Source organism: Idiomarina ramblicola, assembly GCF_003987255.1.
Taxonomy (GTDB): domain Bacteria; phylum Pseudomonadota; class Gammaproteobacteria; order Enterobacterales; family Alteromonadaceae; genus Idiomarina; species Idiomarina ramblicola.
This window is the reverse complement of the sequence record NZ_PIQC01000004.1, coordinates 1-21,883: the sequence shown is the minus strand read 5'-3', so window position 1 is coordinate 21,883 and position 21,883 is coordinate 1. Positions and strand designations below refer to the sequence as shown.

19 protein-coding genes and 4 tRNA genes are annotated in these 21,883 nt (G+C 48.7%); 20 read left to right on the top strand and 3 right to left on the bottom strand.

Annotated features, from left to right (window positions below; genetic code table 11):
- Nucleotides 1-6: 6 nt before the first annotated feature.
- The 3 genes from CWI78_RS05620 to envZ all read left to right on the top strand — a co-directional run bounded on the left by CWI78_RS05620 (nucleotide 7) and on the right by envZ (nucleotide 4,676).
- On the top strand, nucleotides 7-2,574 hold the full coding sequence (locus CWI78_RS05620) for an EAL domain-containing protein (protein ID WP_126781089.1): 2,568 nt from the start codon (nucleotides 7-9) through the stop codon (nucleotides 2,572-2,574).
- A 66-nt stretch (nucleotides 2,575-2,640) separates the two neighbouring features.
- A complete protein-coding gene (gene ompR / locus CWI78_RS05615; RefSeq protein WP_157982697.1) occupies nucleotides 2,641-3,366 on the top strand; it encodes an osmolarity response regulator transcription factor OmpR in 726 nt (241 codons plus the stop codon).
- Complete coding sequence (gene envZ, locus CWI78_RS05610) at nucleotides 3,366-4,676, top strand: two-component system sensor histidine kinase EnvZ (RefSeq protein ID WP_126781087.1); 1,311 nt, start codon at nucleotides 3,366-3,368, stop codon at nucleotides 4,674-4,676. Before ompR ends, envZ begins: the two co-directional genes overlap by 1 nt.
- Before the next feature lie 9 nt (nucleotides 4,677-4,685).
- On the opposite strand, the gene sthA is transcribed toward envZ, so the two are convergent.
- A complete protein-coding gene (gene sthA / locus CWI78_RS05605; RefSeq protein ID WP_126781085.1) occupies nucleotides 4,686-6,104 on the bottom strand; it encodes a Si-specific NAD(P)(+) transhydrogenase in 1,419 nt (472 codons plus the stop codon).
- 110 nt (nucleotides 6,105-6,214) lie between these two features.
- On the opposite strand from sthA, the gene nudE reads away from it, so the two are divergent.
- Both nudE and cysQ read left to right on the top strand, forming a co-directional pair.
- Nucleotides 6,215-6,790, top strand: a complete 576-nt coding sequence (nudE, locus tag CWI78_RS05600) for an ADP compounds hydrolase NudE (RefSeq protein ID WP_420809835.1) — start codon at nucleotides 6,215-6,217, stop codon at nucleotides 6,788-6,790.
- A complete protein-coding gene (gene cysQ, locus CWI78_RS05595; protein ID WP_126781083.1) occupies nucleotides 6,790-7,614 on the top strand; it encodes a 3'(2'),5'-bisphosphate nucleotidase CysQ in 825 nt (274 codons plus the stop codon). Before nudE ends, cysQ begins: the two co-directional genes overlap by 1 nt.
- Here the strand turns inward: cysQ and CWI78_RS05590 are convergent.
- Together CWI78_RS05590 and CWI78_RS05585 are read right to left on the bottom strand one after the other, a co-directional pair.
- Complete coding sequence (locus CWI78_RS05590) at nucleotides 7,586-7,822, bottom strand: YheU family protein (RefSeq protein WP_126781081.1); 237 nt, start codon at nucleotides 7,820-7,822, stop codon at nucleotides 7,586-7,588. The two genes, cysQ and CWI78_RS05590, sit on opposite strands and share 29 nt — an antisense overlap.
- Complete coding sequence (locus CWI78_RS05585) at nucleotides 7,819-9,732, bottom strand: ATP-binding cassette domain-containing protein (protein WP_126781079.1); 1,914 nt, start codon at nucleotides 9,730-9,732, stop codon at nucleotides 7,819-7,821. Before CWI78_RS05585 ends, CWI78_RS05590 begins: the two co-directional genes overlap by 4 nt.
- An 81-nt stretch (nucleotides 9,733-9,813) precedes the next feature.
- On the opposite strand from CWI78_RS05585, the gene CWI78_RS05580 reads away from it, so the two are divergent.
- The 15 genes from CWI78_RS05580 to CWI78_RS05510 all read left to right on the top strand — a co-directional run bounded on the left by CWI78_RS05580 (nucleotide 9,814) and on the right by CWI78_RS05510 (nucleotide 21,769).
- On the top strand, nucleotides 9,814-10,017 hold the full coding sequence (locus CWI78_RS05580) for a YheV family putative zinc ribbon protein (RefSeq protein WP_126781077.1): 204 nt from the start codon (nucleotides 9,814-9,816) through the stop codon (nucleotides 10,015-10,017).
- A 17-nt stretch (nucleotides 10,018-10,034) separates the two neighbouring features.
- The gene (locus tag CWI78_RS05575; RefSeq protein ID WP_244213079.1) at nucleotides 10,035-11,558 is read left to right on the top strand and encodes an NAD(P)H-hydrate dehydratase; all 1,524 of its coding nucleotides are present in this window, start codon (nucleotides 10,035-10,037) and stop codon (nucleotides 11,556-11,558) included.
- Nucleotides 11,551-12,009 carry a tRNA (adenosine(37)-N6)-threonylcarbamoyltransferase complex ATPase subunit type 1 TsaE gene (gene tsaE, locus CWI78_RS05570; RefSeq protein WP_126781075.1) on the top strand — a complete coding sequence of 153 codons (459 nt, stop codon included), beginning with the start codon at nucleotides 11,551-11,553 and terminating at the stop codon, nucleotides 12,007-12,009. Before CWI78_RS05575 ends, tsaE begins: the two co-directional genes overlap by 8 nt.
- Nucleotides 12,006-13,316 (top strand): N-acetylmuramoyl-L-alanine amidase, encoded by a 1,311-nt coding sequence (locus CWI78_RS05565; RefSeq protein ID WP_126781073.1) that lies wholly within the window; start codon nucleotides 12,006-12,008, stop codon nucleotides 13,314-13,316. The genes tsaE and CWI78_RS05565 overlap by 4 nt, the downstream gene beginning before the upstream one ends.
- Nucleotides 13,316-15,049, top strand: coding sequence for a DNA mismatch repair endonuclease MutL (gene mutL / locus CWI78_RS05560; protein WP_126781071.1), 1,734 nt, complete (start codon nucleotides 13,316-13,318; stop codon nucleotides 15,047-15,049). Before CWI78_RS05565 ends, mutL begins: the two co-directional genes overlap by 1 nt.
- Nucleotides 15,042-15,992: a tRNA (adenosine(37)-N6)-dimethylallyltransferase MiaA gene (gene miaA, locus CWI78_RS05555; protein WP_126781069.1), complete on the top strand. Its 951-nt coding sequence runs from the start codon at nucleotides 15,042-15,044 to the stop codon at nucleotides 15,990-15,992. Before mutL ends, miaA begins: the two co-directional genes overlap by 8 nt.
- Before the next feature lie 177 nt (nucleotides 15,993-16,169).
- A complete protein-coding gene (hfq, locus tag CWI78_RS05550; protein ID WP_054490705.1) occupies nucleotides 16,170-16,427 on the top strand; it encodes an RNA chaperone Hfq in 258 nt (85 codons plus the stop codon).
- A gap of 24 nt (nucleotides 16,428-16,451) precedes the next feature.
- Nucleotides 16,452-17,741, top strand: coding sequence for a ribosome rescue GTPase HflX (gene hflX / locus CWI78_RS05545; RefSeq protein WP_126781067.1), 1,290 nt, complete (start codon nucleotides 16,452-16,454; stop codon nucleotides 17,739-17,741).
- A gap of 41 nt (nucleotides 17,742-17,782) precedes the next feature.
- Entirely contained in the window at nucleotides 17,783-18,937 is a 1,155-nt protein-coding gene (hflK, locus tag CWI78_RS05540) for an FtsH protease activity modulator HflK (protein ID WP_126781065.1), read from the top strand.
- Complete coding sequence (gene hflC / locus CWI78_RS05535) at nucleotides 18,937-19,830, top strand: protease modulator HflC (RefSeq protein ID WP_126781063.1); 894 nt, start codon at nucleotides 18,937-18,939, stop codon at nucleotides 19,828-19,830. Before hflK ends, hflC begins: the two co-directional genes overlap by 1 nt.
- A gap of 102 nt (nucleotides 19,831-19,932) precedes the next feature.
- Nucleotides 19,933-21,231 (top strand): adenylosuccinate synthase, encoded by a 1,299-nt coding sequence (locus CWI78_RS05530; RefSeq protein ID WP_126781062.1) that lies wholly within the window; start codon nucleotides 19,933-19,935, stop codon nucleotides 21,229-21,231.
- Nucleotides 21,232-21,381: 150 nt separating this feature from the next.
- Nucleotides 21,382-21,457 (top strand) — tRNA-Thr (locus tag CWI78_RS05525).
- A 19-nt stretch (nucleotides 21,458-21,476) separates the two neighbouring features.
- Nucleotides 21,477-21,561: transfer RNA gene (locus tag CWI78_RS05520), tRNA-Tyr, on the top strand.
- Between the two features lie 45 nt (nucleotides 21,562-21,606).
- Nucleotides 21,607-21,681, top strand: a tRNA-Gly gene (locus CWI78_RS05515).
- Nucleotides 21,682-21,693: 12 nt separating this feature from the next.
- Nucleotides 21,694-21,769 (top strand) — tRNA-Thr (locus CWI78_RS05510).
- Nucleotides 21,770-21,883 lie beyond the last annotated feature (114 nt).

Here is a 21,883-nt window from a genome sequence, read left to right as displayed (position 1 = left end):
ACCTTTTTGCGAAACCTTCTTGTTACTGCTTTTCTGTTATTAGCGGCGATGCCTTTAATGGCGCAGGATAAAGCACTCAAAGTGGGTGTGTACCATAATCCGCCAAAAATCATGTTCGATGAATACGGAGAGTTAAGCGGTATTCATGGTGAACTATTAACGGTGATTGCCGAGCGCAACAATTGGCAACTGCTGCCGGTTGAGTGTGATTGGGAGCAGTGCCTGAGGTTTTTGCGTGAGGGCAGTATTGATATTCTGCCTGATGTAGCCAAGACTGATAAGCGAGCTGAGTGGGCAAATTTTCATGAAGAAGCGGCTCTACTCAGTTGGTCTCAGCTCTACGTGTCTAAAGAAGAAAAAATCACCAACTTACTAGATTTAAACGGCAAGCGGGTTGCGGTCTTGCAGGGATCCGTGCAGGAAGAGTATCTACAGCAACTCATTGATAGTTTTGAGTTAAAAAGCGAACTATATCCTGTGCAGAGTTTCAGTGAAGGCTTTGATTCGGTGTTGACGGGTAAGGCCAACGCAGTAGCAACCAACCAGTTTTTTGGTAATCAACAGGTGGCTGATCGCAATGTTGAAATGACGCCCATTATGTTCATGCCCAGCAAACTCTTTTTCGCTATGTCCCCGGGCTCGAGCCCAGAGTTTTTGGCGGCTATAGACAAAGAGCTGAAACGCCTGAAGGCGGGTGACAATTCGGTTTATTACCAAATTATAGAGCGCTGGACTTCACTGACAAATGATATAAAGATTCCTGTTTATGTCTGGTGGATAATAGCCGCACTGACGTTGCTGGCGCTGGCCTTTATTGGCTTTAATCAGTTGCTGCGGCGTAAGGTGAAAGAGAAAACAAAAGCCCTGGCTCAAAGCAAGTACCGCTTAAATACCATTTTAGATAGCGTCGAAGCCTACATTTACATCAAGGATAAAGACCTTAAATATCAGTATGCGAACTGGCAGGTTTTAAAGCTGTTTAAGCTGGAGCTTAAGGACGTTATTGGTAAAACAGATTATGACCTGTTTGATAAGACCACGGCCGATCAGCTTAAGAGTTATGACAGTAAAGTACTGGAAAGTGGACAAAGGCTAGCTCAGGGAGAAGTGAATAACCTGCCCGGAGAGAAAGAGCTGCACCAATACTGGTCGGTAAAGGTCCCCTTATTTGACGCACAAAATCAAGTGACCGGTTTGTGTGGTATTTCTTCTGATATCTCAGAGTATCAGAGCATGAGAGAAGAAATTCAGTCTCTGGCTTACTTTGATCCCTTAACGGGTTTGGCCAATCGACGCTTTATGCTGGAGCGCCTGAATGAGGAGTTTGCTCGCTACCAGAGAGGTGGGGAGGATGGCGTATTGGTTCTGTTGGACATTGATCATTTTAAGAAAATTAACGACAGCTTTAGCCATGATACCGGGGATGAACTGCTGATCTTATTTGGTCAAAGGCTAGAGTCTGAACTACGTCAGGCCGATAACGCCGGACGTTTAGGTTCGGATGAGTTTATGGTGTTACTGAAAAGTGAAAAGGCCCACAATTTACGGGACGACAATAATCTGCGTCACCGTTTGCAAGTGCTTTTAGAATGTCTCGGGGAGCCCTATCAGCTGGGAGTCAGCGTGGAGTCAGTGTCAGTGAGTATGGGGATCACCTTGTTTTCCGATGCGCAAAGTACGGGCGATTTAATGCAAGCTGCTGACCTGGCATTATCGCAGGCAAAAGAAGACAACGCATCGAAGCTGCAGTTTTTTAACACCGGAATACAGCGAGAATTTAATTACCGACAACAACTGCTTGCAGCTTTACGAAAGGTGATAAAAGCGGAGTCTCTGGAAGTCTACTTACAGCCGCAGTACCAGCAGTTGTCAACTGATTCGACTTTAAGCTGTTTAGGTTTTGAAGCTTTGCTACGCTGGCGCGATGATGAGCTTGGTTGGGTTTCTCCGGCGGAGTTTATTCCACTAGCAGAAAGTCAGGGGTTAATGCCTGATCTGCATAGACTGGTACTTGATCAGGTACTGGTTGCCATTGCGGAACTGCAGCGTTCAGCTCCCGATTGTAGCGCGCGAGTGGCAATCAATGTCAGTGCCAGTCAGTTTAAAAGTCCGGGTTTTGTCGAAGATATTGAAGAACGTCTACGGGCAACAGGCCTATCCGGTAAATTGATTGAGTTAGAAGTCACAGAAAGTATGTTAATCGATGATATTGAGCGTACGGCGGCTAACATGGAGCGGCTTAAAACCTTGGGTATCACTTTTGCGTTAGACGATTTTGGTACGGGGTACGCGTCGTTAGGTTACCTCAAACGCTTGCCCCTAAATTCGCTGAAGATAGACCAGTCTTTTATTCGCGATTTACACACCAATAATAGCGATGAAGCCATTGTGCGTACCGTTATTGCGCTAGGCAAAAGCCTGGACTTAGACATTATTGCTGAGGGAGTGGAAACCGAAGAACATTTACGGAAGCTTCAGCAAATGGGGTGTTTTCGGTTCCAGGGATACTATTTTGCCCGGCCTGAGCCCGTCAGTTTTTGGTTGAAATCAGAAACATTTGCTAACAGAAGCTAGCTTCTATAACGCGCTTAAGCGGTGTATCTTTGTAATTAAGGCATAGCAGCTTGGAAAACAAAACTGATGATGCAGGAAACATTAAAAATTTTGGTAGTGGACGACGACGCAAGACTTCGAAGTTTGCTGGAACGTTACCTTACTGAGCAGAACTTTCAGGTACGAGTTGCACAAGACTCGGAGCAAATGGACCGTTTACTGACCCGGGAAAATTTTAATTTATTGGTATTAGACCTGATGTTGCCGGGTGAAGATGGCTTGTCTATTTGTAAACGTTTACGCAGTCAGGGAAACAACCTGCCGGTTATCATGCTGACAGCAAAGGGTGACGAAGTTGATCGCATTATTGGTCTCGAGCTAGGCGCCGACGATTACCTGGCAAAACCTTTTAACCCTCGTGAGCTGCTGGCTCGAGTCAGAGCTGTGCTGCGCCGCCGTGGCACCGAAGCGCCTGGTGCGCCGTCGCAGGAAGACCAGGAAGTGACGTTTGGTGAGTTCCGGTTGAACTTGGGAACCCGCGAGATGTTCCAGGGTGATACACCAATGCCGCTGACCAGTGGTGAGTTCGCGGTACTAAAAGCCCTGGTCAGTAATGCCCGTCAGCCGCTTTCCCGCGACAAATTAATGCATCTGGCCCGAGGCCGTGACTACAGTGCGCTGGAACGCTCTATTGATGTTCAGGTATCGCGCTTACGCCGCATGTTGGAAGTCGACCCGACCAAACCTCGTTATATACAAACGGTCTGGGGCTTAGGCTACGTGTTTGTGCCGGATGGTCAACTGAAGTCCTGATGAAACTTTTCCCCAAGTCAGCGTTTGCCCGCACGGTTGCGCTGCTGGCCTTAGTGTTGCTTATTAACCAGCTCGTCTCTTACGTGATGGTGAGCAATTATGTTGTCAGACCCTCCATAGAACAAATTAATGAACTGGTAGCTAAACATATCCGTACCATGTTCATTCCCCGCCAGCACTCAGCAGAAACAGAGCGGGAGTTAATGTCTTATTATACGGAAGCCACTGGCATTGACGTGTTTAATGATGCTGAAGCTGAGCAGCAAGGCTTGGGCAATTCGACCTATTATGGTTATTTGTCAGACGATATGAGCGACATGCTGGGTGGCGAATCACACGTTCGGGTTGCTCAGGGGCAAAAATTTTACTTGTGGGTAAAGCCCCCCCGAGCGCCGGATTTCTGGATACGAGTACCACTGGAAAGTATGCAGCAAGGGCAGTTTTCGCCACTAGTGATGTACCTTGTGCTTATTGGTCTTTTGAGTGTGTTTGGCGGGATGCTGTTTGCTAACTGGCTGAACCGACCGTTAAAAGCACTGGAAGAATCGGCTCGCAGAGTTGGCCGGGGCGAGTTTCCTGAACAACTGCCTGAAAAAGGGGCCAGTGAGATCATGGCGGTAACCCGGGCGTTTAACCAAATGTCGCGCGGTATCCGCGAGCTCGAAAATGACCGTAACCTGCTAATGGCTGGCGTTTCGCATGATTTGAGAACGCCGCTGACTCGAATTCGGCTGGCTGCTGAAATGATGCCACAGGAAGATGACTCTCTGGCGCAGGGCATTATTGAAGATATCGATGATATGAACGATATCATCGACCAGTTTATTGATTACGTTCGTCTTGACCAGCAAGAATGCAGCAGCAAAGAATCGTTGAATGAATTAATAGAGCAAACCGTGGCTAATGTGCCGGACAACTGGACTAAGCAATTTGAACTCGAATTAGGGAGACTGCCGTTAGTCTGGCTTCGACCGCTGTCGATGAAACGCGTGATCATCAATTTGCTGGAAAACGCTGAGCGTTACGGCAAGCATCGCGTTGTGGTGAGCTCCGGTCATGATAAAAAGCAAAAACGCGTTTGGTTCCGGGTAACCGACGATGGCCCGGGTATTCCTGAAGAGCAACAAGACAAGTTATTTGAACCCTTCACGCAGGGCGATAAAGCGCGTGGTGGTGTTGGTTCAGGGCTCGGCTTAGCGATTATTAAGCGCATTGTTGATCGTCACGATGGTGATATAAAACTGCAAAACCGCCCTGAAGGCGGTTTGTGTGTCAGGATTGAACTGCCGCTGTATCAGCAACGGCAGTAACCCGCAGACTTATTGCAGCAAGCGGTTAATGCCGTTTAGTGCAGCAACACGATAAGCTTCGGCCATGGTCGGGTAGTTAAAGGTGGTGTTGACGAAGTAGTCGATGGTGTTACCACCGTTTTTTTGCTCCATAATGGCCTGACCAATGTGGATAATTTCTGAAGCTCGTTCGCCAAAGCAATGAAGGCCCAGAAGTTCGCGGGTTTCGCGGTGGAACAATAACTTCAGGCAGCCGACATCCGCACCGGAAATTTGCGCCCGCGCAAGGTGCTTAAACTGCGCGCGGCCGACCTCATAAGGCACTTTCATTTCAGTCAGCTCCTCTTCGGTTTTACCGACCGAGCTAATTTCCGGAATGGTATAAATACCGGTAGGAATGTCGCTGACCAGCGCTTTGTCGCAGTTGCCGTTAATAATTGCCGACGCGCAAATGCGGCCTTGATCATAAGCCGCACTGGCTAAGCTGGGGTAGCCGATGATATCGCCTACCGCGTAAATGTTTTCCACGGCGGTCTGGTAGTTGTCATCTACTTCCAGTTGTCCGCGGTAGTTAGGCTCGAGCCCCACTTCCTGACAGTTAAGTTCTTCAATGTTACCGGATCGGCCATTAGCGAAGAGTAAGCAGTCAGCGGCCATGGTCTTACCGGACTTGGTTTTTAGAACCACTTTGTCTTCATAACCGGTAATGGTGTCGTATTCTTCGTTGTGACGAATCACCACACCGCTGTTACGTAAGTGGTAACTTAACGCATCAGAAATCTCGGCATCCAGGAAAGACAATAAGCGTTCACGTTGATTAACCAAGTCGACCTTGACGCCCATACCTCGGAAAATACTGGCGTATTCACTGCCAACCACACCGGCACCATAAATCAGAATGGTTTTAGGTTCGTGAGACAAAGAAAGCACTTTGTCCGAGTCGTAAATTCTAGGGTGCGAGAAGTCGACATCTTCTGGGTTGTAGGGGCGTGAGCCGGTGGCTATCACCACGTGTTTCGTTATTAAGTCATCGACAGAGCCGTCGAGTTTGGTCACTCGAATGCGGTTCTTATCTAAAAATGAGGCGGTGCCGTGTACAACGGTGACATCATTGCGGTCGTAAAATGAACTGCGTAGCTTGACCTGTTTACGGATAACCGACTCGGCGTAGTGCAATATGTGGCTGAAGGTCATACCGCTCTGCCAGCCCGGGCCTGAGAATAAGGGGTTATTGTTGTATTCAATTAAGCGACTGACCGAGTGGCGCAAGGCTTTTGAAGGAATGGTTCCCCAGTGAGTACAGCCGCCGCCAAGGGCTTTGTGCTTTTCTACTATGGCAACGTTGTAGCCGCTTTTGGCCAGTTGCATGGCGGCACCTTCGCCGCCGGGGCCAGTACCGATGACAACCACATCGTATTCAGTTTCGGTTTCAGGCTTTATTGCAGTCATATTACTCGCTTCACTACCGGGTGGACGGGCTTTAGATAGTAGCACTCTATAAGAAAAGCGTAAATTGACACTGTTTTCTGTGCGCAGAGTCGTTATAGTAAAGAGAGACAATGACTTGGATCTGTCGTATGAGTAAAGAAAAACAAGTCCCGCAAATTTTATCCCGCCGCGTTGTTGCGCAAAGCCGCCTGATGCGCGTAGAAGCGGTCGATCTTAAGTTCAGCAATGGTGAGCAGCGTCAGTTTGAGCGCATGAAAGGCAGTGGCCGCGGCGCGGTGATGATTGTCCCTTGCCTGGATGACGAGACCTTGTTGCTGATTCGAGAATACGCGGCAGGTGTGCACGACTACCAGTTAGGCTTCCCGAAAGGGCTTATCGATGCAGGCGAAACGCCAGAAGAAGCGGCTCAACGTGAGCTGAAAGAAGAAGTCGGTTACGGTAGCCATCAACTTGAATTTTTAATGGAATTAAGTTTAGCGCCTCAGTTCTTTTCAGCCAAAATGAGTGTGTTTGTTGCTCGCGATTTGTATCCTGAGAGCTTGCCGGGCGATGAGCCTGAGCCGCTGGAAAAAGTGACCTGGCGGCTGGACGACATGAATAACCTACTGGCTCAGCCTGACTTTTCTGAAGCCCGCAGCGTTGCTGCGCTGTTAATGCTTTTACGTAATCAGGGCGAGAGGCGCTAGTGGCAGGAACCATGCTGGAACGACTCAAAGAAATAGCAATAGAAGCCGGCGGAGTGATTCTGTCGATGTACGAACGACGTGACTACAGTACCGCAGAAAAAACCGATGACTCGCCAGTCACAACCGCCGATATTATTGCCAGCGAACTTATTGAAGACCGACTTAAGCAGGCGTTTCCGGGCATTCCCGTTATTTCGGAGGAAAGCGAACATCAGGACTATAATGAGCGTCGCCAGTGGGGAGCTTATTTCATTATTGATCCCATCGATGGTACTCAGGAATTCATTGCTCGCTCTGGCGATTTTGCGGTCAACATAGCGTATGTAGAAAAGAACGAACCGGTTATTGGCGTTATCTTCTGGCCAGTAGGTGAAGCGCTCTATTATGCAGAAAAAGGCGCAGGTGCTTTTAAACAAGATGCGCTGGAATGCCGGCCCATTAATGTGCGCAAATTCGCTGATCCACAAGCGGATCCTATCGTTATTGCCATTAGCCGTCGACAGGCCAGAGAACCGGTGCTTAAACGGTTGCAAACCGAGCGTGATGTCCAGCCTTTTCCAACCGGGAGTTGCTCTCTAAAAGCCTGTTTAATTGCTGAAGGGAAGGCTGACTGCTTCTTAAGACTTGGGCCAACGGGCGAATGGGATACGGCCGCTTCACAAGTGATTGTGGGTGAAGCGGGTGGGCGTATCGTCAATGAGAACTTTGAACCCATTACCTACAACCGCACGGTCAGTTTGCTGAACCCCAACTTTTTAATCTTGGGTGATCAAAACGTTCCCTGGGAAGAAATATTTATTGCCCGTCAGGCTCGTTTCCGGTAACGCTGTCTTTGTCTACTACATCGACACTCTCGTGTAATTCAGAGTAAACAATTACAGCTTCGCCGGACTTCAGGCGTTGCTTTAACTGGTCCACTTTTGTTGCAAAGCTGAGTTCCTGACTGCCGTAGTCAGTGCCTTCGCGCAGCACAATGGATTCCATTAAGTTGTTCAGTGTTTCCTGATCAATTTCCTGCCAGGGAATAATCATTTATCCTCCGCTTGCTGCAGTTCTTCGGTTAATTCTGCCAGTTCTTCTTCTGCCGTCATCCAGAGGCTTTCGTGATGCTGCAAATCTTTTTGTGCCTGCGCCTGTTCATCTAACAACGTCTGCAACCTGGCTTTGTTGGCCTCGTCATAAAGATTGCTGTCACTCAGTTGTTCGTGAATATCGGCTAACTTCTGCTCCAGCGTGTGAATGCTCTTTTCAGCTTTTTCTATTTGCTGGCGCAAGGGTTTGGTTTTCTGCCGAGCTTCGGCTTCTTTGCGTTTTTGTTGCTTGCGGTCGTCCCGTTGCCGTGTGACTGGTTGCTCGCTGCGTTTGTCATTAGCCGCCTGTTGCTGCAGCCAGTCATGATAAGCTTCTAAATCGCCGTCGAACGTTTCTGCTTTGCCGTCGGCAACCAGGCAGAATTCATCCACCGTAGTGCGCAGCAAGTGTCTGTCGTGCGAGACCACAATCAGTGCGCCCTCGTATTCCTGCAAAGCCGCAACCAGAGCGTCACGTAAGCCTAAGTCTAAATGGTTGGTCGGCTCATCCAGCAGCAATAAATTTGGCCGTTGATAAATAATCAGCGCCAGGGCTAAACGCGCTTTTTCACCACCGGACATGGGCTCAACTGAGCGGGTTGCCTGGTCACCGGAAAAACCAAAGTTACCTAAAAAGTCACGCAGCTTCTGCTCACTGGCTTGTTTATCAATGCGTTGTAAATGCAACAGCGCCGACGCTGCCAAGTCCAGCGTTTCCAGCTGATGCTGTGCAAAATAGCCAATGCTGAGGCCAGGGTTAACCAGTCTATCACCGGCCATAGGTTCGAGCTCGCCAGCCAGTAGTTTAATCAGTGTTGATTTACCGGCCCCGTTGCGGCCAAGTAACCCTAACCGGGTACCGGGTACCAGGTTGAGCTTAATTTTTTCAAGAATGGTGGTGTCACCATAGCCCGCTTGGGCGTCGCGAAGCGTTAACAGCGGATTAGGTAACTTTTCCGGCGTCAGAAAGTGAAAATCGATGCCGCTTTCGGCGCGAAGTGGCGCCTGGTTGGGCAGCTTTTCAATGGCTTTTAAGCGGCTTTGTGCCTGTTTGGCTTTGCTGGCTTTATAGCGAAACCGGTCAACGTAGGCTTGCAAATGTTGACGCATAACCTGTGCTTTTTCGTACTCACTCTGTTGTTGAGCCATATGCTCTGCACGCTGGCGCTCAAACTGCGAGTAGTTACCGCGGTAGCTATTCAGTTTCTTATGCTCAATATGGGTTATGTCGGTGGTAACCGAGTCGAGAAAGTCACGGTCATGCGAAATCAGTAACAGCGTTCCGTCGTATTGTTTTAACCAGCTTTCCAGCCAGAAAATGGCGTCAACATCCAGGTGGTTGGTTGGTTCATCCAGCAGCATTAAATCGGCACGGGCAATCAGTACCTGTGCCAAATTAAGACGCATACGCCAACCACCGGAAAACGCCTTAACTGGCTGCTGCAGTTGCGTTTGGGTAAAACCCAGGCCGGCCATTAAACTGGCGGTTCGGGGCTGAATGTCGTAGGCACCAATGGCGGCGAGCTTGTCATGACAGTGCGCGATGGCTTCACCGTTATTATCATTTTCAGCTTTTGTCAGCTGCGCTTCCAGTTGGCGAAATTCAGTATCACCGTCCATGACATAGTCAATAGCGGACTGATCCAGTGCCGGAGTATCCTGTGCCACGCTGGCAATTCGCCAGTCGGCTGGCAGGTGGATATTGCCGCTGTCGGCACTTAATTCTCCCCGTAACAAGGCGAACAACGACGACTTGCCACAGCCATTGCGTCCGACTAAGCCCACTCGGTGGCCCGGAAAAACTTGTAAGTCACTGTCTTCAAATAAAACATCACCGCCACGCATTAAGGTGATAGCTTCAGCACGGATCATAAACTACTCTTCATTTTGTACAGCTGTTCAGCTGCGGTATCATAGACGTGTTCTGCTCACAATTCTAACACAGGAGCTGTTGTGGCTAGAGAAAAGAAGCGATTTATTGCCGGGGCCGTTTGCCCCAAATGCGATGCCATGGACACGCTCATGCTCTTTATCGAAAACGATATCGAACAAGTTGAGTGCGTGCAATGTAAGCACCGATTCAGTGAGCCCAAGGAGCAGGGCGGTGGCAGCCAGCGTCAGTTTGACCAGGTTATTGGTGTGTTTAAACCAGACTAAGCCAAGAGTAGCAAGCCATGATGAAAAACACCGACAACAACTATTTTAGTAATTGCCTTTATCGCGTTGAGCAACTGCAGCAAGGCGAAGAAAAAGCGGCTAAAGCCTGCTCAATGACCATGACGCAGTTAATGTCGGCGGCCGGTAAAGCTGTCTTTAAACAGTTAAAGCAGCGCTTCCCTGCGCCTGCGAACATAGCGGTGTGCTGTGGCGAAGGTAACAATGGGGGCGATGGTTATATTGTTGCCCGACTAGCTCAGGAAGCCGGCTATCAGGTACAGGTGTTTGCTCTAAAACCCAACGCAGAACTGCCAAAGCCGGTAGAGTCCGACGCGCACCGCGCGCGCTCAGCGTGGCGGGAGCAGGGCGGTAGAGAAAAAGCCTTGCTTGACTGTGCGCCTGAACAGTTTGATGTTGTGGTTGATGCCTTATTCGGTGTGGGTTTAAACCGGGCGCTAGAAGGCGACCCGGTTATCTGGGTACAGCGCGTTAACGCCAGCACTACGCCAGTAATTTCAATTGATGTACCGTCTGGGTTGAACGCCGATAACGGTCACGCTCCGGGGGCTGCTGTGCGGGCTCACTTGACGGTTAGCCTGGTGGCATTAAAACGAGGTTTGCTGACGGGCCAAGCGCAAGATCATATTGGCGAACTGGTGTTGGAAGATTTAGGTGTTGGTGAGAGTTTTCAGCAGCAAAATGAAACGGATTGGTTCCGGGTCGACTCCGGTGCACTTGGCGACTGGCTGCCAGTCCGGCCACGTTGCACTCACAAAGGCGAGCAAGGGCATGTTTTAATTGTCGGTGGACAACCTGGCATGTCAGGGGCGGTGATACTGGCAATGCAATCGGCTCTGCGTGCAGGTGCTGGTAAAGTTTCAGTGGCCTGTCATCCAGAGGTGCAAGCCATTGTTGCAGCAGCACAACCTGAAGCCATGGTGCATGGCATTCGGGACGAAGAGAGTCTGCAACCGTTATTGCGTCAGGCATCGGTCATTGCGCTCGGACCTGGTTTGGGGCAGAGCCATTGGAGCCATGATGTATTCAAACAGGTCATGAAAACCGATGTACTGAAAGTCATTGATGCAGATGGGTTGAATTTACTGGCCAGTTACCCGATTCGGTCGGCAAAAATGTTGCTTACTCCGCACCCGGGAGAGGCCGCAAGATTATTGAAAACAACAACCGGAGAAATTGCGGAAGACCGTTTTGCGGCAACCCTACAACTTCGTGAAAAGTATGGCGCCCAAGTGTTGTTAAAAGGGGCGGGTTCATTGTTAGTTACGGACCGGGGTAAGTCCCTGATTGATCGCGGTTCTCCAGCGATGGCGTCTGGCGGAATGGGGGATCTCTTAACCGGGCTGGTTAGCGGTTTATTGGCACAGAAAATGGCGCCAGCGCAGGCACTGATTGCGGGTGCGTTATGGCATGCGATGGCAGGCGAAGAAGCAGGAAAAGAAGGTGAACGGGGAACCTTAGCCTCGGACTTGTTGCCTTATATAAGGCGTTTGGTGAATGGATATGGAAGGGATGATGACTGAGGTACACCAATGTGAGTTAGCCGATGAAGAGGAAACACTGGCGCTTGCGAAGAAATTTTCAGAAGTTTTACAGACCCCTTTAGTGGTCTACCTGGAAGGCGAGTTGGGTGCAGGTAAAACTGCGTTTTGCCGGGGGGTTATTCAGGCTTTGGGGCATTCCGGTGCGGTGAAAAGCCCCACTTATACTCTGGTAGAACCCTATCAACTGAAGGGATGGCGGATTCACCATTTTGATTTGTATCGACTTGCTGATGCTGAAGAACTTGAGTACATGGGAATTCGTGATTATTTTGCCGAAGATACGCTAAACTTTATAGAATGGCCTGATAAAGGCTATGGCTGGCTGCCCGGAGCGGACATTGAGATCCGAATCAAGTATGCTGGCAATGGACGTAAAATGACTTTCAGTGCGCTAACTGAAGCCGGACAAAGAATAATTAAAACATTATGATGAAGCGATTTTGGGTATTCTTGTTTGCTTGTGTTCCTTTGTGGGCATGGGCTGACAACAGTGTAGACAGTGTAAGGGTATGGCCATCCCCGGATAAAACGCGGGTGGTGTTTGACCTGTCTGATACACCGGACTATTCCTATTTCACTCTTTATCAGCAAAAACCTTACCGCCTGGTAATTGACTTTAACAATACCTCGCTCAAAGCCGACTTGAATAATTTGGGCAAAGACTCCCTGTTGGTGGACAAGATTCGCACCAGCTCGCCTAAAAACTCCCGCAGTACCCGTATTGTTATTGAGCTGGACTCGAAAAGCGACGCGAACCTGTTTACTCTTCCTGCTAATGAGTCCTACAAAGATCGTTTAGTGGTGGACTTACCGGGTAAATCGATAGAGCGCAGCGGGCCAGCAAAGTCAGTGTCTGAATTGAAAGACAGACGAGTCACTGTGGCGATAGATGCCGGGCATGGTGGCGATGACCCCGGTTCTATTGGTCCGCGGGGTACTTATGAAAAACACGTGGTTATCCGCATAGCACGAGCGTTAGCGAAATTGATTAACGACGATCCGGGTATGCAGGCTTACTTGATTCGTACCGGTGATTATTACGTGGGTCTGAACGAGCGCCCGCAAAAAGCCTGGGACGCCAAAGCTGATTTCTTTGTTTCCATTCACGCTGATGCGTTCCGCACACCTCAGCCTAATGGCGGTTCTGTCTGGGTGTTATCAAAACGTCGGGCGGATTCCGAAGTGGGTCGCTGGTTAGAGAACCGGGAGCAGCAATCTGAATTGCTGGGTGGAGTGACCGATATTCTGAGTAAAAATGGGCATGAACCTTATCTGGCGGAAACCCTATTGGACATGTCAATGGACAGCTCTATTGCTGGCGCCTATAGTGCGGCAAAACACATTATCGACGAGATGTCAGCAGTAACCAAGATGCATAAACGAACACCGCAGGCTGCAAGTCTGGCAGTGTTAAAGTCGCCGGATAAACCGTCCTTGCTGGTGGAAACCGGGTTCATTTCAAACCCAAGAGAAGAGCAACTGCTGACCAGCAATGCTCATCAGCAGAAATTGGCTCGAGCCCTTTATAACGGCATTCGTCGTTACTTTGTCAGTAACCCGATAGACAATACCTATTTGGCTAACCAAAGCAGTTTTACCTACACGGTGAAGTCGGGAGATTCCTTGTCAGTACTGGCGCAGCGTTACAACACCACCGTTAAAGCCATTAAGTCTGAGAATAATCTGGCCAGCAACGCGCTGAATATTGGTCAAAAGCTCACAATTCCGAGTCGCTGATGACGATTCAGCAGTTACCGATAGAGCTTGCGAACCAAATTGCTGCGGGTGAGGTGGTTGAACGTCCTTCGTCCGTAGTGAAAGAGCTCGTTGAAAATGCATTGGATGCTGGCGCAACGCAGTTAGTGCTGGATATAGAGCAGGGTGGCAGCAAGCGCATAAGAATCCGCGATAATGGCAGTGGTATCGTTAAGCAGGAACTGACTTTGGCGTTAAGTCGGCATGCGACCAGTAAAATTAAGAGCCTGGATGATTTGGAGCATATTGGCAGCCTTGGCTTTCGTGGTGAGGCTTTGGCCAGTATTAGTTCGGTTTCCCGCTTACGTTTAATATCAAAACCGCCGGAGCAAGAAGAGGCCTGGCAGGCCTGGGCCGAAGGTCGGGACATGCAGGTTAATATCGAGCCTGCGGCACACCCCGATGGCACCACGGTTGATATTCAGGACTTATTTTTTAACACGCCGGCAAGACGTAAGTTTCTGCGTACGGAAAAAACTGAGTTCAGCCACATAGATGAAGTCATCAAGCGTATTGCGCTCAGTCGTTTTGAAGTTGGTTTTCAACTGAATCATAACGGCAAATCAGTCCGTATGTTTCCGCAGGCGCTGAGCGAAAAGCAACAGTTGCAGCGGCTGGCAAAAATTTGTGGTGGTGGCTTTGCTGAACAAGCTTCGACTATCGATGCGGTGGACGGAGATTTTCATTTAACTGGCTGGCTCGTTCCCCCTGAGCACTGCCGGCACCAGGGTGATATTCAATATTTTTTCGTAAATGGTCGCATGATGCGGGACAAGCTGTTGTCGCATGCAGTACGCCAGGCGTATGAAAAGTATTTGCCAAACGAGCGAGTCCCTACTTTTGTACTCTATTTTGAATTGCCGTCAGAACAGGTGGATGTGAATGTGCATCCGGCCAAGCACGAAGTGCGTTTTCACCGCCAGCGGCAAGTGCATGATTTTATTCTGACGCGTATTGAGCAGGCTTTGATGCAGTTGGTTGCGACAGATAGCTCGCAATCTGCAGTCAGCCATCAACATCATTATGGTTCACAAGAACAGGCGTCAGAACAAACGTCGTTTCCTTCCGGTAGAACCTCAGGCGGAAGTTTCCTTGGAGAAAGAAAGGCATCGGGTTCATTGCTGCCAAATGCCGCCCCGACTCAAAATAATAGAACGGACACGCAACACCGGACAGAGTCCGGTGCGGCAATAAAAGCCGAAGAAAACTGGCGAGTTCTTACCGTTTTTTGTGGTATTTATGCGCTTATTCGAAACGAATCCAGTCTGGCGTGGCTAAACCTTGCCGACGTGCATATCGAATGCGTTAGTCAGAAGCTCATGCAACAATTGCAGGATGGACTGAATGGCCAACCATTGTTAGTGCCGGTGGCTATTAATTTAGCCAACTTACCTGGCCCGGCAAGCCAATGGCCGCAACAGGCGTTGAACCAGTGCGGTGTGGTGTATAAATGTCAGCGAGAACAGGCCATTATTGAACAGATGCCGGAAATGCTGCGCCAGGGCAATGTGGTTAGCGGTTTCAGCAACTTGCTTACATTATTGACAGAGGGTGCTGAACATAAGCAACTGGCCAACTGGCTTGCGCAGTTTGCTGGCCTTGAGTCATACAGTTTGACCCAGGCCGAGCACTGGCTTATTCAGTGGCGTTCACAACTGTCTGAAACACCGAGTATGCTCCAACGCTTATCGTTACCAGGAGAAGGTCATGCTTAGCAAGGATGCCGTTATTGCTATTTATGGTCCAACGGCCTCGGGTAAAACGGCGTTGTCGTTGGCGCTTTGTGAGCAACTGGACTGCGAAATTGTTTCTGTGGATTCAGCGTTGATTTATCAGGGCATGGATATTGGCACGGCTAAGCCCAGCGCAGAAGAACAAGCTCAGGCTCCTCATCATTTACTGGATATTCGAGATCCGGCTGGCACCTATTCCGCGGCCGATTTCCAAAAAGATGCGACAGCTTTGATTGAGGACATTCAGCAACGCGGCAAGGTGCCTTTGCTAGTCGGCGGCACCATGCTGTATTTTAAAGCCTTGCTGGAAGGGCTTTCTCATTTGCCGGAATCGGATTCAGCGGTACGCGAAAAGCTGACTGGTAAATTGCATGAAAAGGGGTTATCGACACTGCACAAACAACTGCAGCAAGTTGACCCGGTAAGCGCAGAACGTATTCATCCGAACGACCCACAGCGTATATTGAGAGCTCTGGAAGTGTACGAAATTACGGGTAAAAGCCTGACAGAACTTACCAAAGCGCGTTATGGTCAGCTCGTTCAACCAGTTTATCAGTTTGCGGTGGCTCCGGCAGAACGGCATGTTTTACACGAGCGTATCGAACAGCGTTTTGATCAAATGCTGGCACAACCTTTTGAAGACGAAGTCAAAAAACTGTTTTCGCGCCCGGACTTACACCCGGATCTTCCCTCCATACGCAGTGTCGGTTATCGGCAAATGTGGCAGTATCTGGCAGGTGAACTCAGCTATGATGAAATGCGCGAGCGCGGCATTATCGCAACCCGGCAGTTGGCAAAGCGTCAAATGACATGGTTACGAGGTTGGCCAGGTGTTCATTGGCTGGAAACCGGTGATGCTGATATGCCGGCTAAAGTACTCTCCCTAATGCAGCAACCCGCAAAGAAATTTGATGGTAAGGATTGAAATTCAGTCTTTGAGACCGCAGATCCAGTTTCTGACTAAATAAGTAATTCTTAACGTTTTTCTTATTGCAAAAATTCTTTACTGGTCTAGTGTGTCTTTACAGGTGACTGCAAATTGGCAGTCCTGTTGCTTACTGTTTACACATTGGATATTAATAACGATAAAAAGGAATCCAAGATGGCTAAGGGGCAAACTTTACAAGACCCATTCTTAAATGCGTTACGTCGTGAGCGCATACCAGTATCTATTTACTTGGTAAATGGCATTAAACTACAGGGACAAATTGAGTCTTTTGATCAGTTTGTTGTCTTATTAAAAAACACGGTTAGCCAAATGGTGTACAAGCACGCAATCTCAACGGTTGTGCCGGCGCGTATTCCACAAAATTACTTGCCGCAGCAAGCTGCAGAAGATATGGCTGAATTAGAAGATTAATGATGAAAGAGAGGTCTGAACAACTTGTTCGATAGGTATGAAGGTGGCGACTACGCAATATTGGTTCATGTGGATTTACCCGCAGAAGTTGACCGAGAAGATCTCTCAGAATTACAACTCTTAGCTGACTCTTCGGGCGTAAAAACGATGGGAGTGATGACATCCAGTCGTAGCTCCCCAACTCCCCGATATTTTGTTGGTAGTGGCAAAGCGGAAGAAATTGCCGAACAGGTAAAGCTGCTTGACGCCAACATTGTGATATTTAATCACGCATTGTCACCCACCCAGGAACGTAACCTGGAAGCTGTTTGTAAATGCCGGGTATTGGATCGCACGGGTTTAATCCTGGATATATTTGCTCAACGAGCTCGTACGCACGAAGGTAAATTACAAGTTGAACTTGCACAACTGCGTCATATATCGACACGGTTGGTACGAGGCTGGACCCACCTTGAAAGACAGAAGGGCGGTATCGGTTTGCGGGGGCCGGGCGAAACCCAGCTTGAAACAGACAGGCGCTTAATTCGCGGGCGAATAAAGAACATTCTGAAACGCTTGGAAAAAGTCCAGAAGCAGCGGGAACAGGGGCGCAGGGCTCGTAAAAAAGCGGATATTCCGACGGTATCGCTAGTGGGTTATACCAACGCGGGTAAATCAACACTATTTAATGCGTTGACCGAAGCTGGTGTTTATGCGGCTGACCAACTGTTCGCAACATTGGATCCAACGTTGCGAAAGCTGGCGGTAGAAGACATCGGTGAAGTCATCCTGGCTGATACTGTCGGCTTTATTCGTCACTTACCGCATGACTTAGTGGCAGCTTTTAAAGCCACTTTGCAAGAAACGCAGGAAGCAAACTTATTATTGCATGTGGTTGATGTCAGTGATGAACAGCAGCAAAATAATATCGATCAGGTCGCTGAGGTTTTAGAAGAAATTGATGCTGGTGATGTACCTCAGTTAATTATTTGTAATAAAATAGATCAAGTAGACGGTGCCGAACCACGAATTGATTACGACGATAACCAAAAACCAATAAGGGTTTGGGTTTCAGCGCAGCAAGGTCTTGGCATTGAGCATGTGCTTGAAGCATTAAGGCAGATACTTGGGCCACAAATGGTCGAGCTGACCCTGAAAATCCCGCACTCAATGGGTAAATTACGTGGTACATTATACCGTTGGGATTGCGTAACATCGGAAGATGTTGACGAAAATGGTGAACTTGCATTGCAAGTGCGTATGTCATCGGTAGACTGGCAGCGTTTACATAAGGCCTACGGCAATCAACTGGACGACCTGGTCGTGCAGCAATAATATTTTTTAGCAACAGTTTTATTAAAAACTTGGAGCACTCAATGGCTTGGAATCAACCGGGGAACGGTAACAACAACGACCGTGACCCATGGAAAAATCAAGGTGGCAAAGACCAAGGGCCGCCTGATCTCGATGAAGCAGTTCGCAAACTGCTTTCCAAATTTGGTTTTGGTGGCAAGAAAAACGGCGGCTCGGGCGGCAGTTCAGGTATACCGAGTAAAGGTATCGGTATTATCGCAATTATTGCGTTAATCGTCTGGTTTATTGCTGGTTTCTATACAGTAAAAGAAGCCGACCGCGGTGTTGTACTGCGTTTTGGTCAGTTTCATTCACTGGTTGAGTCGGGACTTCATTGGCGTCCGGTGTTTATCGACTCGGTAGAGCATGTTGACGTGAATAATATTCGCTCGGATAAAACCGATGGTTACATGCTGACTCAGGATGAAAACGTGGTTCGGGTTGAACTGGATGTTCAGTATCGCGTCGTTGATCCGCGTGCTTACTTGTTTAATGTCGAAGATGCTGATGGCGTTTTATCTAGAGCGACTGACAGCGCATTGCGTTACGTGGTTGGTCACACAACCATGGACGAAGTCTTGACTCGTGGTCGTGAAGAAGTGAGAGCGAATACGCTGGAAATGCTAGAAAAAACGATGAACCCGTACACTGTTGGTTTACAGGTTGTCGATATTAACCTGTTGCCGGCGCGTCCACCGGAAGCTGTGAAAGACGCTTTTGACGATGCTATTTCAGCACAGGAAGATGAAGAACGTTTCATTCGTGAAGCGGAAGCCTATGCTCGCGAAGTAGAACCGCTGGCACGTGGTCAGGTACGTCGTATGTTGCAGGAAGCACAGGCTTATCGTGAACAAATTATCCTGGAAGCTCAGGGTGAGGTTGCTCGTTTCGAAGAGCTTCTGCCGCAATATAAAAACGCCCCTGAAGTTACTCGTGAGCGTATCTATCTGGATACCTTGCAGGAGCTTTATGCGAAAACGCCTAAGGTACTGGTCGATGTCGAAGGTGGTAATAACATGATGTATTTGCCGCTCGAAAAACTTCTTGAGAAGCAAGGTCGAAGTACCAACACATTTTCTCCGGCGCGTGTTCCTGAAGATGGTTCAGGAGGTTCTGTAAACAGTGGAACAGAATCACAAAATACGCGCAGCAGTAACCGTAGCGGAGGTCGAAACTAATGAAAAACCTAATCGCAATTATTGTTGTGGTCCTGGTCGTTCTGGGTCTGTCCTCCGTTTATGTGGTTAAGGAAGGCGAACGGGCTATCTTGATTCAATTCGGTAAGGTCGAACGTAACGCCCAAACGGGTGAAGCGATGGTTTTCGAACCCGGTTTACACCTTAAAATTCCTTTCATTGAGCAAGTGAAAAAGCTTGATGCGCGTCTACAGACGTTGGATGGTGACCCTGACCGCTTTGTGACCAGTGAGAAGAAAGATTTGATTGTTGATACCTACGTGATGTGGCGTATTAACGACTTCTCAACCTTTTATCTTAGTACCAATGGCGGTAACTACCTCCAGGCTGAGGCACTGCTGACACGTCGTATTAACAGTGGCTTACGTAGCGAGTTTGGTAACCGCACAATTTCAGATATCGTTTCTGGTGAGCGTGATGAGTTAATGCGCGAAGCTTTGATTCAGGGCTCAGAAAGTGCATCTGATTTAGGTGTTGAGGTGCTGGATGTTCGCGTTATGCAAATCAACTTACCTAATGAAGTGAGTCAGTCGATTTACCAGCGTATGCGTGCCGAACGTAACGCAGTGGCGACAGAACACCGTTCTGAAGGTCGTGAGCAGGCAGAGTTCATCCGTGCTGATGTTGATGCCCGGGTAACGGTAATGCTTGCCGATGCGAAGCGTCAGTCACGTGAATTACGTGGTGAAGGTGATGCGCAAGCAGCTAAAATTTATGCTGACGCGTATCAGCAAGACGCTGAGTTCTTTGCTTTCATTCGTAGCATGGAAGCTTATAGCGGCTCATTCGGTAATGGTAACGATATGTTAGTACTGGATGCGAACAGTGACTTTTTCCGTTATTTACAGAATATGATGGGAAAAACTGAAGAGTAATCATGACCGAGCGTCTGATGTGATCATCAGGCGCTCTCCTCCGATGTACAAACTCTCCGATAAAAGGTAAGATCGCTCCGATTTTTTTTACGCGGGGCAATCATGAGTCAGAACGTTGTAATTCTAGGCACCCAATGGGGTGACGAAGGCAAAGGTAAAATTGTCGACCTGTTAACCGATAAAGCCACGATGGTTGTGCGGTATCAGGGTGGACATAACGCCGGACACACATTGGTTATTGACGGTGAAAAAACCGTTCTGCATTTAATTCCTTCAGGCATTTTGCGCGAAAATGTTCAGTGCATCATTGGTAACGGTGTGGTGTTGTCACCCGAAGCACTGATGGAAGAAATGGCGATGCTGGAAGCTCGTAATGTACCCGTTGCTGACCGCCTGCGAATCAGTAAAGCCTGCCCTTTAATTTTGCCATTTCATATTGCGCTTGATCAGGCACGTGAACGTGCACGTGGTAAAGAAGCCATTGGTACAACGGGGCGTGGTATCGGTCCTGCGTATGAAGATAAAGTGGCTCGTCGTGGTCTGCGTGTTGGCGACTTATTTGATATGAAACGCTTCGGTGAAAAGTTGAAAGAGTTGGTTGATTACCACAACTTCTCCCTGGTTGAGTATTACAAAGCCGATGCAATTGACTTTGACACTGTTTTGAAACAATGCAAAGAGTTTGCGGAAGTACTGAAGCCAATGGTAGCCGACGTACCAGCGCTACTGGATAAGGCCCGCAAGAACGGTGACTCTATTATGTTCGAAGGCGCCCAGGGTACCTTACTGGATATCGATCATGGTACTTACCCCTACGTTACCTCTTCAAATACGACTGCCGGTGGCGTTGCTACAGGCGCCGGATTCGGGCCGCGTTATATTGACTACGTGTTAGGTATTGTTAAAGCGTATACCACCCGTGTGGGTAGTGGTCCTTTCCCTACAGAACTTGATTGCGAAGTAGGGCAGCACTTAGGTGAAAAAGGCCACGAGTTTGGCGCAACTACAGGGCGTAAACGCCGTACTGGCTGGATAGATGCTGTTGCCATGCGCCGTGCAGTACAAATTAACTCTATCAGCGGCTTCTGCTTAACCAAGCTGGATGTGTTAGACGGGCTTGAAGAACTGAAGATTTGTACTGGCTATCAACTTGCTGACGGCACTGTGATAGAGCACCCACCGCTATCAGCAGAAGATTATGAGGTTGTCGAACCTATTTACGAAACCATGCCGGGCTGGCAGCAAAGTACGGTTGGGGTAACCGAGCATAAGCAGTTACCGCAAGAAGCGTTAGCGTATATTGCCCGCATAGAAGCATTAACCGAAGTTCCGGTGGATATCATTTCAACCGGACCTGATCGTAAAGAAACCATCATTTTACGACACCCGTTTGGTAAATAAACCACAATAGTATAGGTTACTAAAAGGCGGTCAGTTTTCGTCCGATATAGATAAAAACTGACCACTCAGACCAAAAAAGTTAAAAAAATTGCACGCATCTATTGCACTATCAAATTTAGTACCATAGAATGCGCTCCACCTAACCGGGGTGCCGGCATAGCTCAGCTGGTAGAGCAACTGACTTGTAATCAGTAGGTCGGGAGTTCGACTCTCTCTGCCGGCACCAATTCAAATTGCAAAATGCGGGAGGGGTTCCCGAGTGGCCAAAGGGATCAGACTGTAAATCTGACGGCTCAGCCTTCGCAGGTTCGAATCCTGCCCCCTCCACCACGCAATTTCCTTGGTTTTGAGGTGGCCTCACAAAATTGTGAATTTGCGGGTGTCGTATAGTGGCTATTACCTCAGCCTTCCAAGCTGATGACGCGGGTTCGATTCCCGCCACCCGCTCCAAATTCCGTCAGTGCTGATATAGCTCAGTTGGTAGAGCGCACCCTTGGTAAGGGTGAGGTCGGCGGTTCGAATCCGCCTATCAGCACCATTTCAATTTAGGCCCCTAATAAACCTCGGTTATGCTTTTTAGCTTAGGTAACACACCGAAAGAATTTTGTTAGAGAGGCTGCAATGTCTAAAGAAAAATTTGAACGTTCGAAGC